This is a genomic window from Frankia gtarii (genome assembly GCF_025403375.1).
GTDB classification, from domain to species: Bacteria; Actinomycetota; Actinomycetes; order Frankiales; family Frankiaceae; genus Frankia; species Frankia gtarii.
The window spans coordinates 35,219-48,743 of the sequence record NZ_JAMPTM010000020.1; the positions used below are offsets into that span (position 1 = coordinate 35,219).

8 protein-coding genes are annotated in these 13,525 nt (G+C 71.1%); 5 read left to right on the forward strand and 3 right to left on the reverse strand.

Annotation, left to right across the window (positions count from 1 at the left end):
• Nucleotides 1–303: 303 nt before the first annotated feature.
• Nucleotides 304–879 carry a TerD family protein gene (locus NBZ83_RS05745; RefSeq protein WP_261568444.1) on the reverse strand — a complete coding sequence of 192 codons (576 nt, stop codon included), beginning with the start codon at nt 877–879 and terminating at the stop codon, nt 304–306.
• A gap of 682 nt (nt 880–1,561) precedes the next feature.
• Here NBZ83_RS05745 and NBZ83_RS05750 point away from each other — a divergent pair.
• The 4 genes from NBZ83_RS05750 to glgB all read left to right on the forward strand — a co-directional run bounded on the left by NBZ83_RS05750 (nt 1,562) and on the right by glgB (nt 9,558).
• Nucleotides 1,562–3,571, forward strand: a complete 2,010-nt coding sequence (locus tag NBZ83_RS05750; RefSeq protein WP_261568450.1) for an alpha-1,4-glucan--maltose-1-phosphate maltosyltransferase — start codon at nt 1,562–1,564, stop codon at nt 3,569–3,571.
• Nucleotides 3,571–5,295 (forward strand): maltose alpha-D-glucosyltransferase, encoded by a 1,725-nt coding sequence (treS, locus tag NBZ83_RS05755; RefSeq protein WP_261568451.1) that lies wholly within the window; start codon nt 3,571–3,573, stop codon nt 5,293–5,295. Before NBZ83_RS05750 ends, treS begins: the two co-directional genes overlap by 1 nt.
• Before the next feature lie 241 nt (nt 5,296–5,536).
• Entirely contained in the window at nt 5,537–6,907 is a 1,371-nt protein-coding gene (locus tag NBZ83_RS05760; protein WP_261568445.1) for a maltokinase N-terminal cap-like domain-containing protein, read from the forward strand.
• A 206-nt stretch (nt 6,908–7,113) separates the two neighbouring features.
• A complete protein-coding gene (glgB, locus tag NBZ83_RS05765) occupies nt 7,114–9,558 on the forward strand; it encodes a 1,4-alpha-glucan branching protein GlgB (RefSeq protein ID WP_438803289.1) in 2,445 nt (814 codons plus the stop codon).
• Between the two features lie 582 nt (nt 9,559–10,140).
• Here glgB and NBZ83_RS05770 read toward each other — a convergent pair.
• Together NBZ83_RS05770 and NBZ83_RS05775 are read right to left on the reverse strand one after the other, a co-directional pair.
• On the reverse strand, nt 10,141–11,073 hold the full coding sequence (locus tag NBZ83_RS05770) for a tetratricopeptide repeat protein (protein WP_261568447.1): 933 nt from the start codon (nt 11,071–11,073) through the stop codon (nt 10,141–10,143).
• Nucleotides 11,074–11,234: 161 nt separating this feature from the next.
• Nucleotides 11,235–11,540 (reverse strand): MTH1187 family thiamine-binding protein, encoded by a 306-nt coding sequence (locus NBZ83_RS05775; RefSeq protein ID WP_261568448.1) that lies wholly within the window; start codon nt 11,538–11,540, stop codon nt 11,235–11,237.
• Between the two features lie 227 nt (nt 11,541–11,767).
• Here NBZ83_RS05775 and NBZ83_RS05780 point away from each other — a divergent pair.
• A partial coding sequence (locus NBZ83_RS05780) for an ATP-binding protein (RefSeq protein WP_261574478.1) occupies nt 11,768–13,525 on the forward strand: 1,758 nt, incomplete at its 3' end.

A 13,525-nucleotide genomic window follows, 5' to 3' on the forward strand; every position in this document is an offset into this window, starting at 1 on the left:
TCGCCTGAACTCGCCGGAGACCGCGTCGGCCCGCGGCCGGTTGGCCCGGAGCGGCGGTCGACGGCATCGTAGCTGCTCGTCCGGTGGGCGCGACCTGACAAATGGGTTACACCGAATAAGCACGCCCCTACCCGCGCACTACCTCCACACACGCCAGGTGATGGAGCACGTTGCGTGGCCGCCGGTCGTCCCGGGCCGGCGGACGGGCGCCTGCGGGGTGGCCGGAGCCGGTCACAGGACCAGCCCCGGCCACCCGGTCGCCGGGCACGCTGCCCGGCGTGGTGCGCAGTGACGCGGACCGGGTCAGACGTTGACGCCGAAGTCGCGGGCGATGCCGGCCAGGCCCGAGGCGTAGCCCTGGCCGACGGCGCGGAACTTCCAGTCCGCCCCGTGCCGGTAGACCTCGCCGAAGACCATCGCCGTCTCGGTGGAGGCGTCCTCGGTGAGGTCGTAGCGGGCGATCTCGGTGCCGCCGGTGCCGTTGACGATGCGGATGAAGGCGTTGCGGACCTGACCGAAGCTCTGCTGGCGTGAGTCCGCTTCGTAGATGGAGACCGGGAACACGATCTTGTCGATCTCCGTGGGCAGCGACGTGAGGTTCACGGAGATGGCCTCGTCGTCGCCCTCGCCCTCACCGGTGAGGTTGTCGCCCTGGTGCTCGATCGCACCCTCGGGGCTCTTGAGGTTGTTGAAGAAGACGAAGTGCCCGTCCGAGACGACCTTGCCGTCGGCGCGGCACGCGATGGCGCTGGCGTCGAGGTCGAAGTCGGCGCCGGTCGTGCTACGCACGTCCCAGCCGAGGCCGACCACGATGTTGGTCAGGCCGGGCGCCTCCTTGGACAGCGACACGTTGCCGCCCTTGCTGAGACTGACTCCCACTGTTCCTCCTGCTGTACGTCGAACTGCGTTGTCTGGGGGCCACCACGCGGGGCGGCGGCCGCTGTACGGGAGCGCGGTGCGCCTCCAGGTGACCCCGGTACCCCGGCGGGCGGGCGGGCGCCGGCAGCGTACTGCCCGGCGCGAACAGCACGGTCACTCTCCGCCCGCGAAGCCACGTGCCGGGGTACGTGTTGCTCTGCGGGACGAACGAGTCACGCGCGAGGTTCCCACCGGCGGTCCATCCGTGACCGCAGCGTCCTACCCGTCCAGGCCGCGGGCCCGCGCGCCGTCGCGAATTCGACAGGATCCGGACCCGACTCGCGATGACCCGATCGGGCGGTCACTTCACTCGCCGGTAACGCGGGTGGAACATGAACCATCCGGTCACCCAACGCATCATCAACGATGGGCGGGTCCACCAAACCCGCGCCTGACCCGCCACTGTCACCGGTACGGCAGCGAAAGTGCACGCCGGACGGCACAACAGACGAGGTTCGGACGTTCGTGGACGCCGCAACTGGGGAACATCGGCTCCGGCGGAACCATCCGGACGGGGCCGGCGGACCCACCCCAACACCAACAATCACCCATCCGGAGGCCCCAGGCAGTTCACGCAGAGGTGTCGCTATTCGCCACGTGCAGGGCGGACCATTGAGGTGTGGTTCGTCTGGATAAGGTCGCCATGATGATCGGACGTTCAGTAGGCCGGGTAGTCATCTCCAATGTGACCCCGGTCGTGTCGTGCGGGCAGTGGCCTGCGCGCGCGGTCGTGGGCGAAAATCTCACTGTCGGTGCGACCGTGTTCCGCGAGGGTCACGATCTCATCGGGGCGAACGTCGTGCTGTCGGGTCCCGACGGCCAGGGCACGCCGTTCATCCGCATGCATTCCGCGGGTGTCGGGACCGACCGGCTCGAGGCGGAGATCACTGCCGGCGACGAGGGCCTGTGGGGGTACCGCGTCGAGGCGTGGTCGGATCCGGTCGCCACCTGGCGGCACGGCATCGAGCTCAAGGTCGGGGCGGGGCAGAGCGTCGACGAGCTCGCGGTCGACCTCGAGGACGGCGCGCGCCTGCTGCTGCGGGCGCTGCCGGGCGTGCCGGAGGGGCGCCGCGCCGAGCTCGCCCGGGCGGTGGCGGCGCTGCGAGACGACACCCGCGACGATCCCCACGAACGGATCGCCGCGACCCTCGACCCTCGGCTGACGAGCCTGCTGGACGCCTTCCCGCTGCGCGAGCTGGTCACCCGCTCGTCCTTGTACCGGATCTGGGTCGACCGACCCCGGGCGCTGTACGGGAGCTGGTACGAGATGTTCCCGCGCTCGGAGGGGGCGACCCTCGACCCGCCGCGCTCGGGGACCTTCCTCACCGCCACCGCGCGCCTGCCGGCTATCGCCGCGATGGGCTTCGACGTGGTGTATCTGCCGCCGATCCACCCGGTCGGTGAGATCAACCGCAAGGGTCCGAACAACACCCTCGTTCCCGGCCCGGACGATCCCGGCTCGCCCTGGGCGATCGGCAGCGAGCACGGCGGCCACGACGCCGTGCACCCGGACCTGGGGACGATCGAGGACTTCGACCTGTTCGTGGCGCGGGCCCGCTCCCTGGGCATGGAGATCGCCCTGGATCTCGCCCTGCAGTGCGCGCCGGACCATCCGTGGGCGAAGCACCACCCGGAGTGGTTCGTCGTGCGCAGCGACGGCTCGATCGCATACGCGGAGAATCCGCCGAAGAAGTACCAGGACATCTACCCGCTGAACTTCGACACCGACCCGACCGGGCTGTACCAGGAGATCCTGCGGGTCGTCCGGCACTGGACCGCGCACGGAGTGCGAATTTTCCGGGTGGACAACCCGCACACCAAGCCGGTCGAGTTCTGGGAGTGGCTCATCGGCCAGGTGAAGGCCACCGAGCCGGATGTGCTGTTCCTCGCCGAGGCGTTCACCCGGCCGGCGATGATGCACACCCTCGCCAAGATCGGTTTCACCCAGTCCTACACGTACTTCACCTGGCGCAACCAGAAATGGGAGCTTGAGGAGTACGCCCAGGAGCTGATCGAAGCCGCCCACTACATGCGGCCGAACTTCTTCGTGAACACCCCGGACATCCTGCCGGGCTACCTGCAGGAGGGCGGGCCCGCAGCGTTCCGGATCCGGGCAGCGCTCGCGGCCACGATGTCGCCGACCTGGGGTGTGTATGCCGGATACGAGCTGTATGAGAACGCCCCGGTCCGGCCGGGCGGCGAGGATTACCTCGACTCGGAGAAGTACCAGTACCGGCCGCGAGACTGGGCGGCGGCCGAGCGCGAGGGCCGCTCGCTCGCGCCCTACCTGACCCGGCTCAACCAGATCCGCCGAGCCCACCCGGCGCTGCACTGGCTGCGCAACCTGCACCTGCACCACGCCGACGGCGACGAGTTCATCGTCTACTCCAAGCGGCTGGCCGAGGTGGACGGCCCGGGCGGACCAGGCGGTCCGGCCGACACCGTGCTCGTCATCGTCAACCTCGACCCGCACGAAGCGCGGGAGACCACAGTGCGCCTCGACATGCCCGCCCTGGGCCTCGGCTGGGACGACTCCTTCGACGTGACCGACGAGATCACCGGCGAGACCTATCAGTGGAGCCGGGACAACTACGTCCGGCTCGATCCGTCGGTCGAGCCCGCGCACATCCTCACCGTGCGGGCCCGGTCGTGATGGAACCGGAGCCGCTCAGCGAGCCCATCGGCGACGACATCCCCCGCCCGGCCCCCGCCGGTCCCGTCGGAGAGACGTCCCGCGACCCGTACTGGTTCAAGCGGGCCGTGTTCTACGAGGTACTCATCCGGGGTTTCGCCGACTCCAACGGCGACGGCACGGGCGACATCCGCGGTCTGATCTCCAAGCTCGACTATCTGGAGTGGCTCGGCGTCGACTGCCTGTGGCTGCTGCCGATCTATTCCTCGCCGCTGCGCGACGGCGGTTACGACATCAGCGACTACTTCCAGATCCTGCCCGAGTTCGGTGACCTCGGCGATTTCGTCAGCCTCGTCGACGAGGCACACCGTCGCGGTATCCGGATCGTCGCCGACCTGGTGATGAACCACACCTCCGACGCCCACCCGTGGTTCCAGGCGTCCCGGTCGGATCCGGACGGGCCCTTCGGGGACTTCTACGTCTGGTCCGACACGGACGAGCGGTATCCCGAGGCACGGATCATCTTCGTGGACACGGAGAAGTCGAACTGGTCCTGGGACCCGGTGCGTGGCCAGTACTACTGGCACCGCTTCTTCTCCCACCAGCCCGACCTGAACTACGACAACCCCGATGTCCAGGAGGCGATGCTGGAGGTCCTGCGCTTCTGGCTGGATCTCGGCATCGATGGTTTCCGGCTCGACGCGGTGCCCTACCTCTACGTGCGGGACGGCACCAACGGCGAGAACCTGCCGGAGACCCACGAGTATCTCCGGCGGGTCCGCAAGGAGGTCGACGCGAAGTACGCCGACCGGGTGCTGCTCGCCGAGGCCAACCAGTGGCCCTCCGACGTCGTCGAGTACTTCGGCAACGACGACGAGTGCCACATGGCGTTCCACTTCCCGCTGATGCCGCGCATCTTCATGGCGGTGCGCCGCGAGTCGCGCTATCCCATCTCCGAGATCCTGGCCCAGACGCCGCAGATCCCGCCGAACTGCCAGTGGGGCATCTTCCTGCGCAACCACGACGAGCTCACCCTGGAGATGGTGACCGACGACGAGCGCGACTACATGTGGGCGGAGTACGCCAAGGACCCCCGCATGAAGGCGAACATCGGCATCCGCCGCCGGCTGGCCCCACTGCTGGACAACAGCCGCGACCAGATGGAGCTGTTCACCGCCCTGCTGCTGTCGCTGCCGGGGTCCCCGGTGCTGTACTACGGCGACGAGATCGGCATGGGCGACAACATCTACCTCGGCGACCGGGACAGCGTGCGAACCCCGATGCAGTGGTCGCCCGACCGCAACGCCGGCTTCTCCACGTCCGATCCGGCCCGGCTCTACCTGCCTCTGATCATGGACCCGGTGTACGGCTACCAGGCCCTCAACGTCGAGGCCGGGCAGCGGATGCAGACATCGTTCCTGGCCTGGACGAAGCGGATGATCGAGGTGCGCAAGCGCCATCCCGTCTTCGGTCTGGGTACGTACGAGGAGCTGGCCGCGTCCAATCCGTCGGTCTTCGCGTACGTGCGCGAGTTCGGCGACGACCGGGTGCTGTGTGTCGCGAACCTGTCCCGCTTCGCCCAGCCGGTGGAGCTCGATCTGCGGCGGTTCGAGGGATTGGTGCCCGTCGAGCTGCTCGGCCGGGTGCACTTCCCGCCGATCGGTGAGCTGCCTTACCTTCTGACGTTGCCCGGACACGGACATTACTGGTTCGCGTTGACCGTACCGGGGGAATTCACCCCCTAGCCCCCTGAGGCCGTCGGGGGGAGAGTAGGACGCAGGACCCGACCTTGGTGACGATGACCTTGGTGACGATGGCCGGGTCAGGTGAGACCAGGGGCGGCCGGCGGACCGCGGGACGGGGTCGGCGGGAACACCGAGGTCGCCGCGGAGGTACGCGCAACACGGCCGACGAAAGGTAACTTTCGGGATATTCGACGTTAGGTGCACACGATGATCGTCGAGCACAGGCATCGGGAGGTCGAGGATGGGTGACCACCACGCCGAGCTGACCGGCCTGCTGACCGACTGGCTTCCTCGACAGCGCTGGTTCGCCGGCAAGGGCCGCGGCGTCGGGCGGATCCGGATCCGCCGGGACATCTCCGTCTTCGAGCCGCTGCGGCTGCTCGTCGTGGACGTCGACTACGACCACGGGCCGCCGGACCACTACCAGGTGCCCATGGTGATCCGGGCCGACGCCCCCTTCGGCCACGAGGGTTTCCTGATCGGCGAGTGCGGCGGCGGGCTGGTGTACGACGGGCTGCACGACCCCGACGGCAGCTCCGCCCTGCTGCAGTTCCTCGGCCGCTCCGCCCGCCGGGACGACCTCGTCGCCGAGTCGACGCGGGTGCTGGACGACCTGCCCGCGCACGCCGTCGGCGTGGAACAGTCCAACACCTCGATCATCTACGGGGACGCCTACATCCTCAAGGTGTTCCGCCGGCTCTGGCCGGGCCTCAACCCGGACCTGGAGGTCACCCGGGCCCTCGCCGAATCCGGCAGCACGCACGTCGCCGCCCCGGTCGCGTGGTTCTCCGGGGAACTCGAGGGGCAGCCGACCACGTTCGGTTTCCTCCAGGAGTACCTGCGCAGCGGAACCGAGGGCTGGCGGCTGGCACTGGCCAGCGTGCGCGACCTCTACGCCGAGGCCGACCTGCATGCCGACGAGGTCGGCGGGGACTTCTCCGCGGAGGCCGAGCGGCTCGGCGCGGCCACCGCCGAGGTGCACGCGGACCTCGCCCGGGCACTGCCGACACGCCAGCCCACCGCGGACGCGCTGCGCGCCCTGGTGACCTACCTGCACGGCCGCCTCGACGCCGCCGTCGAGGCGATCGCCGAGCTGCGTCCCTTCGAGGCCGCCGTGCGCAAGTGCTACGACGAGCTGACCGGCGCGGCACCGTCGGTCGTCCATCCCCGGCCGTTTCAGCGACTGCACGGCGACCTGCATCTCGGCCAGGTCCTTCGGGTCGACTCGGGCTGGGTGCTGTTCGACTTCGAGGGCGAGCCGGCCCGCCCGGTCATCGAGCGAGTGGGGTTGGAGTCACCGCTGCGCGACGTCGCCGGAATGCTGCGCTCGTTCGATTACGCTGCCCGTTCCATGCTGCTGGAGCGGGGCGACGAACCCGCGCTGGTCTACCGGGCCCAGGAGTGGGCCGACCGCAACCGTGAGGCCTTCTGCCGGGGGTACGGCGCCGTGGCCGGTCGCGACCCGCAGGAGGACGCGGCGATGCTGCGCGCGTTCGAGCTCGACAAGGCCGTCTACGAGGTGCTGTACGAGGTGCGTCACCGGCCGGGGTGGATCGGCATCCCGATGGCCTCGGTGGAGCGGCTCACCCAGACCCACCCGCCGGCCGAATGAGCGGGCGCGGGGCGGATCGACCCGCCGCCGACACCGGTCAGCCAGACCATCAGCCCCATCGCGAAGAGAGAGGCAGGGGTGTCCCAGTGAACAACGGCGACGTCAACAACGGCACGGCGCGGACGGGACACCGCGGCGCCGGGCAGATCACCGGCCGGCCCGACCTCGATCCGCCGAGCGCGCCGGTCCGCGGCCGATCGGGCCGCGTGGCTCTGGCCGACTGGGAGCCGGGACGCCTTCGCGACCTCGACGGCGCGGACACCGCCGCACCGACGGCGACGGGCGACCAGCCGACCCCGGTCGGCCCCGACGCGGCCCCGACCACCGATTCCGCAGCCGCCGGCCTCGGCAGCCCCGTCGGCGCCACCGCGCAGGCGCCGGCCGCGTCGATCGGCCTGGCCCGGGAGGACCTGGAACGGCTCGTCAACGGCACCCACCACGACCCGCACGCGCTGCTCGGGGCGCACCCGGCCGGGGACACGACCGTCGTGCGGGTGCTGCGTCCCGACGCGAGCGCCGTCACCGTGCTCGTCGGCGAGGACCGCCACCCGGCGACCCGGCTGCACAGCGGCGGGGTGTTCGCCGCGGCGCTGCCTGGGATCCTGCCCGACTACCGCGTCGAGGTGGCCTACCCGCACGACTCACACGTCGTCGACGACCCCTACCGCCACCTGCCGACTCTCGGCGAAGTGGACCTGCACCTGATCAGCGAGGGTCGGCACGAGGAGCTCTGGAAGGTGCTCGGAGCGCACCTGCGCGAGCTGACGACCCCGGGCGGTGCGACCGTCACCGGGGTGGGCTTCGCCGTGTGGGCGCCGTCGGCACGAGGGGTGCGCCTGGTCGGCGACTTCGACTTCTGGGACGGCCGGGCGTTCCCGATGCGCTCGCTGGGCCACAGCGGCATCTGGGAGCTGTTCGTGCCCGGCGCCGGCGTCGGGCTGCGGTACAAGTACGAGATCCTCGGCTTCGACGGGGTGTGGCGGCAGAAGGCCGACCCGATGGCGTTCCGCACCGAGGTCCCGCCCGCCACCGCGAGTGTCGTCACCCACTCGGACTACACGTGGGACGACCAGGACTGGCTCGCCCGGCGCGCCCGCACGGCCTGGCACGCCGAGCCGATCAGCGTCTACGAGGTCCACCTGGGCTCGTGGCGGCGTGGGCTGTCCTACCGTGAGCTCGCCGACCAGCTCACCGCCTACGTCCTGGACAACGGCTTCACGCACGTGGAGATGCTGCCCGTCGCGGAGCACCCGTTCGGCGGCTCCTGGGGCTACCAGGTGTCGGCGTACTACGCGCCGACAGCGCGCTTCGGCAGCCCGGACGAGTTCCGCCACCTCGTCGACACGCTGCACCACGCCGGCATCGGCGTGATCGTCGACTGGGTGCCGGCGCACTTCCCCCGGGACTCCTGGGCGCTGGGCCGCTTCGACGGCACCCCGCTGTACGAGCACCCCGATCCGCGCCGAGGCGAGCAGCCCGACTGGGGGACCTACGTCTTCGACGTCGGCCGCAACGAGGTGCGCAACTTCCTCGTCGCCAACGCGGTGTACTGGTTCGAGGAGTTCCACATCGACGGCCTGCGGGTCGACGCCGTGGCCTCGATGCTCTACCTCGACTACTCCCGCCCCGACGGCGGCTGGGTGCCGAACGTGCACGGTGGCCGGGAGAACCTCGAGGCGGTGGCGTTCCTTCAGGAGACCAACGCGACGGTCTACCGGCGCTTCCCGGGCGTCATGATGATCGCCGAGGAGTCGACGTCCTGGCCCGGCGTCACCCGCCCCACCCATCTCGGCGGGCTCGGGTTCGGGTTCAAATGGAACATGGGCTGGATGCACGACACGCTGGACTACAACTCCCGCCAGCCGGTGCACCGCAGCTACCACCACCACCAGATGACGTTCTCGATGGTCTACGCCTACTCGGAGAACTTCGTCCTGCCGTTCAGCCACGACGAGGTCGTCCACGGCAAGGGTTCACTACTGCGCAAGATGCCGGGCTCCCGGTGGGAGCAGCTGGCGAACCTGCGCGCGCTCTACGCCTACATGTGGGCGCATCCCGGCAAGAAGCTGCTGTTCATGGGCTGCGAGTTCGGCCAGGACAACGAGTGGAACGAGGCCGCCTCGCTCGACTGGCCGCTGCTGAGCGACGCGGCGCACCGGGGCGTGGCCAACCTGCTGGCGGACCTCAACGAGCTGTACCGATCCACCCCGGCCCTCTACCGCCGGGACAGCGATCCGACCGGCTTCTCCTGGATCGACGCCAACGACACCGCCAACAACGTGTTCTCGTTCCTACGCTGGTCGGACGGAGCCTCCGCCGCCGGCCGCCCGGCCGGAGCCGAGCCGGCCGGAGCCGGCATGGCGGATGGGCCGGCGGTCGGCAACGGCCCGGCGGGCGCGGAGGTGACGGACGGCGGGGTACTGGCCTGCGTCACGAACTTCGCCGGAGTCGGCCACCATGGCTACCGCCTCGGTCTGCCCTTCCCCGGCCGCTGGCGGGAGGTGCTCAACTCCGACGGGCAGCGCTACGGCGGCGGCAACGTCGGCAACTTCGGCGCCGTGCAGGCCGTCGAGGAACCCCACCACGGCCTGCCCGCCTCCGCGACCCTGACGCTGCCGCCGCTCGCGTCGGTCTGGCTGGTGCCCGAATAGGGGCCGAACACCCGGCTGGTAGCCATGGGCGCCAGCCGGGTGCCCACGGCCCAGCCTCCGGTTGCGGCGCCGGATTCCATTCGGTGATCAGCGGGCAGGCCGGCGCCGGTCCGGAACATTCGTAGCTGTGTTGCAGGCGTAAGTTGATCTCGGCCAGCCCCCTGACCGCCCGCGGACACTCTGCGGCCTCGATCCCAGTTTTGACCAGATTCGCGATCGGCCGGCCGGTCCGGCCCATGGCGCCGCCCAGGTCCCGCCCGGTCCGGCCATGACGGCCGGATGCTGCTCGCCGACGGGTTCCGCCATCAAGGAAACCCCACATCCGATGGGACGGGGGCATTCCTGGAAAGATTCGGTCGCGGACGACAGGAACTCGACCGAGCCGGCGGGCGGCAGTGTCCGCTCGGGCGGACGAACAACCGAAGCTCAGCGCATCAGAACCGGGTGCGGCCGGGCTCGGCGGCGAGCGCCGATGCCCTGGCCGGCGATGGCTGTGGGGGGCTCGACGGCACCGAGGGGCTGGACGCGGTCATGTGCTGTGACCACATCCAGCCCCTCGGTGCTCGCCGGAAGGAACCGACGTCAGAACAGGGCTGCGGCCAGGGAGCGACGGGCGGGGGCGACGGCGGGCTCGGCGTCGCCGAGCGCCTGGAACAAGTCGACGAGGTGGGCGCGCGCCTGCTCCCGCTGCGGACCGGACGTGCGCCGCACGACCGTGACAAGGCCAGCGAGCGCGCCGGCGACGTCGCCCTGCGCGATACCCAGGTCCGCTGCGGCGATCGCGGCGTCGACGTCGTCGGGATCGGCCGCGAGCCGCCTGCGGATGTCCGCCGGGTCGTGATCGCGCACCCGGCGCAGCAGCTCGGCGCGGGCGAGGCCGGTGAGCGCCTCCGCGTCCCCCGGCGCCTCGGCAAGGCGGGCCCGGTAGGACTCGACCGCCGTGTCGATGTCGCCGCGGGCCAGCGCATCCTCCGCCGCCGCCAGGTACGGGTCCCGCGCCGGATCCCCGGCCGCCGCACCGGGCACCCCGCCCGTCGCCTCGTCGACGAGGGAGAGCAGCTGGTCGAGCCAGTTGCGCACCTCGCGCTCGGGCACGGCGCCGGTGAACTCACCGATGATGCGCCCACCGACGACGGCCTTCACCGCCGGGATGCCCTGCACCCCCGCCGCCTGGGCGAGCCCCGGGTTGGCGTCGACGTCGATCTTGGCGAGAACCCAGCGACCGCCGTCGGCCACGGCCAGCTTCTCCAGCACCGGGCTGAGCTGCTTGCAGGGACCGCACCAGGACGCCCAGAAGTCGAGCACGACCGGCACCTGCATCGAGCGGCTGACGACGTCGCTCGCGAAGCTCTCCTCGGTGACGTCGATGACCACGGGGCCGGCGGGCGCGCCGTCGGTGCCGGCGGCGGTGCCTGTCGCGGCGGGGCCGGCGTTCGCGGGCGGAGGCGGGGTGGCCGGCTTCGGGTCCAGCGGGACGGCGCCGGCGAGGCGCAGACCGCCGAGGCTGTCGGGCATGCGCCCGGGTCGTCCCGGGCCTCCCGCACCCCGCGGCGATCCGGATGGGACTGGTGGCCTACGTTGCATGCCTCCATCGTGACATCCGGGCGGGGCTGACGGCCCTGCCGGTGGAGGACTTTTCGGGGCCCGTTGTCCGCCGCGGCGTCCGGCGGCCTGGATCAACCGGCCTCGTCCCCGGCGAGCAGTCGGTCGATGCTCGCCACCTTGCCGTGCAGGGCATCGCTGACGCCGGGACGCAGGTCCGCCTTGAGCACGAGGCTGACCCGGCCGGCACGGCCGCCGACGGCCTCGGTGGCCCGGCGCACGACGTCCATCACCTCGTCCCACTCGCCCTCGATCGTGGTGAACATGGCGTTGGTCTCGTGCGGCAGGCCACTGGCGCGCACGATGCGGACCGCCTCGGCGACCAGCTCGGCGACACCCTCGCCGGTTCCGATGGGCGTGACACTGAAGGCAACCAGCATGCGATCAGACCTACCACGCCGGTGCCCCCGCGGCCATCCCTCCGACGCAGCGCCACGCGCCTGCTACGTTGACAAAACGGATGGGTCGGTAAGCTAGTGACTTGTCACGAAAAGTTGCGCGATCGACCCCCGCTTGGGCGATTACGCAAACCCGGGACAACGGTCCCTGACGGCACGCCCTACCATTGCCCGCCGTGGGGTGGAAGAAAACGGATGACGAGGCGTAGGTGGGGCCACGCACGCTGCTCGATGCGCTGACGGACCTGGCTGTGGTCGTCGGTGCGGACGGTCATGTCACCGACCTGGGTGCCGCGGCCCGCACGTTCCTCGGTGACCGGATCCCCCGCGACCCGCACCTGCGGGACCTCATCGAGGTCGTCGACCCGGCGTTCCGCGCGGCGCTCGACGAGGCCGTCACGGCCGCGTTGGCGCAGTCCGGGCAGTGGCGCGGCTCCGTGGGGCTGGTCGACCCCACCGGGGCGACCGTGCCCCACCACGTGACCATCCGGCGCGATCCGGACGGCGGGCTGGTCCTGCTCGCCCGCGACACCACCGACCAGCGCGCCCGCGAGATCGCCGAGAACGACTCCCGGGCCAAGGACGAGCTGATCGCGCGCCTGGGCCACGAGCTGCGCACCCCCCTCAACGCGATGCTCGGCTTCGCCCAGCTACTGGAGCTGGAGCCACTCACCCCCGACCTGCACGACGACGTCGAACGGATCATCACCGGCGGCCGGCACATGCAGGCGCTCATCGACGACGTACTGGACCTGGCTCGGCTGCGCGCGGGTCGCGGCGACATCAACAAGGGCCCGGTCAACGTCCTCGACATCGTCCAGGGCGTGGTGGAGCTGGTCGAACCGCTCGCCGCCCAGCGCAGCATCCGGCGCGTGATCGACCCGGCCGTGCCGCTCATCGCCGACGCGGACCGCCGCCGGCTGTGGCAGGTGCTGCTCAACCTGGTCGGCAACGCCCTGAAGTACGGCCGCGAGGGCGGCAGCGTGCGGGTCGGCATCGTGCCGATCACCGGCTCCCGGATCCGCATCGAGGTCGAGGACGACGGCGCGGGCCTGTCCCCGCGGGCGATCGACCGGTTGTTCCGTCCGTTCGAGCGGCTCGGCGCCGAGCGCAGCGGGATCGAGGGCAGCGGGCTGGGGCTCGCCCTGTCCCACGCCCTGGTCACCGCCATGGGCGGGGTGCTGACCGTCGCCAGCCGGTACGGGGTCGGCAGCGTGTTCGCCGTCGTGCTCGACGCCGTCGACATGCGCTTCGAGGACCCCGACGAGGACGACGACGGTTTCGGTGATCATCTCGGCGGCTCCGGCTCCGGCTACCGCGAAGCGGGGTACGGCCAGTCGGGGTACGGCCAGTCGGGGTACGGCGACGCCGGCCATGGGCGCGCTCATTACGCCGAGACCGGTCACGAACGCGCCGGTCACAGCAAGTCGGGGTACGGCCAGTCGGGGTACGGCCAGTCGGGGTACGGCGAAGCCGGCAACGGGCGGGCCCGCCGGGACGGTGCCGTCGAGGGTGCCTACGGAGGGCGGCACGCGGGCGTCTCCGGGGTCGGTGGGGGGAACGGCCCGGCCACGGCCGGGCGCCGGGCGGCTCCCGGTGGTTTTCGGGTCGTGCACGTCAGCGGGGACCCGGCCGTGCGGGCAGCGGTCGCGGACATGCTCACCGGGAGCCTGTCCGCCGACCCGGTCACCGTGCCGCGGGCGGCCCTCGCGGTCGACGCGGTGCGCCGCGCGCGGCCGGCGTTCATCCTGCTCGACCACGACCTGCCCGACGCGACCGCACCCGAACTGCTCGCCCAGCTCGCGGCGGACCCCACCGCGGCCGCCATTCCGGCCTTCGTTCTCACCGAGGACACCGACCCTCACGAACGCGCCATTCTGCGCCGCGCCGGGGCGGTCGACATCCTCGCCCTCCCGCTGGAACCGGCGAGCCTGGTGGCCGCCGCGACCGCCCTCACCGCCGCGGTG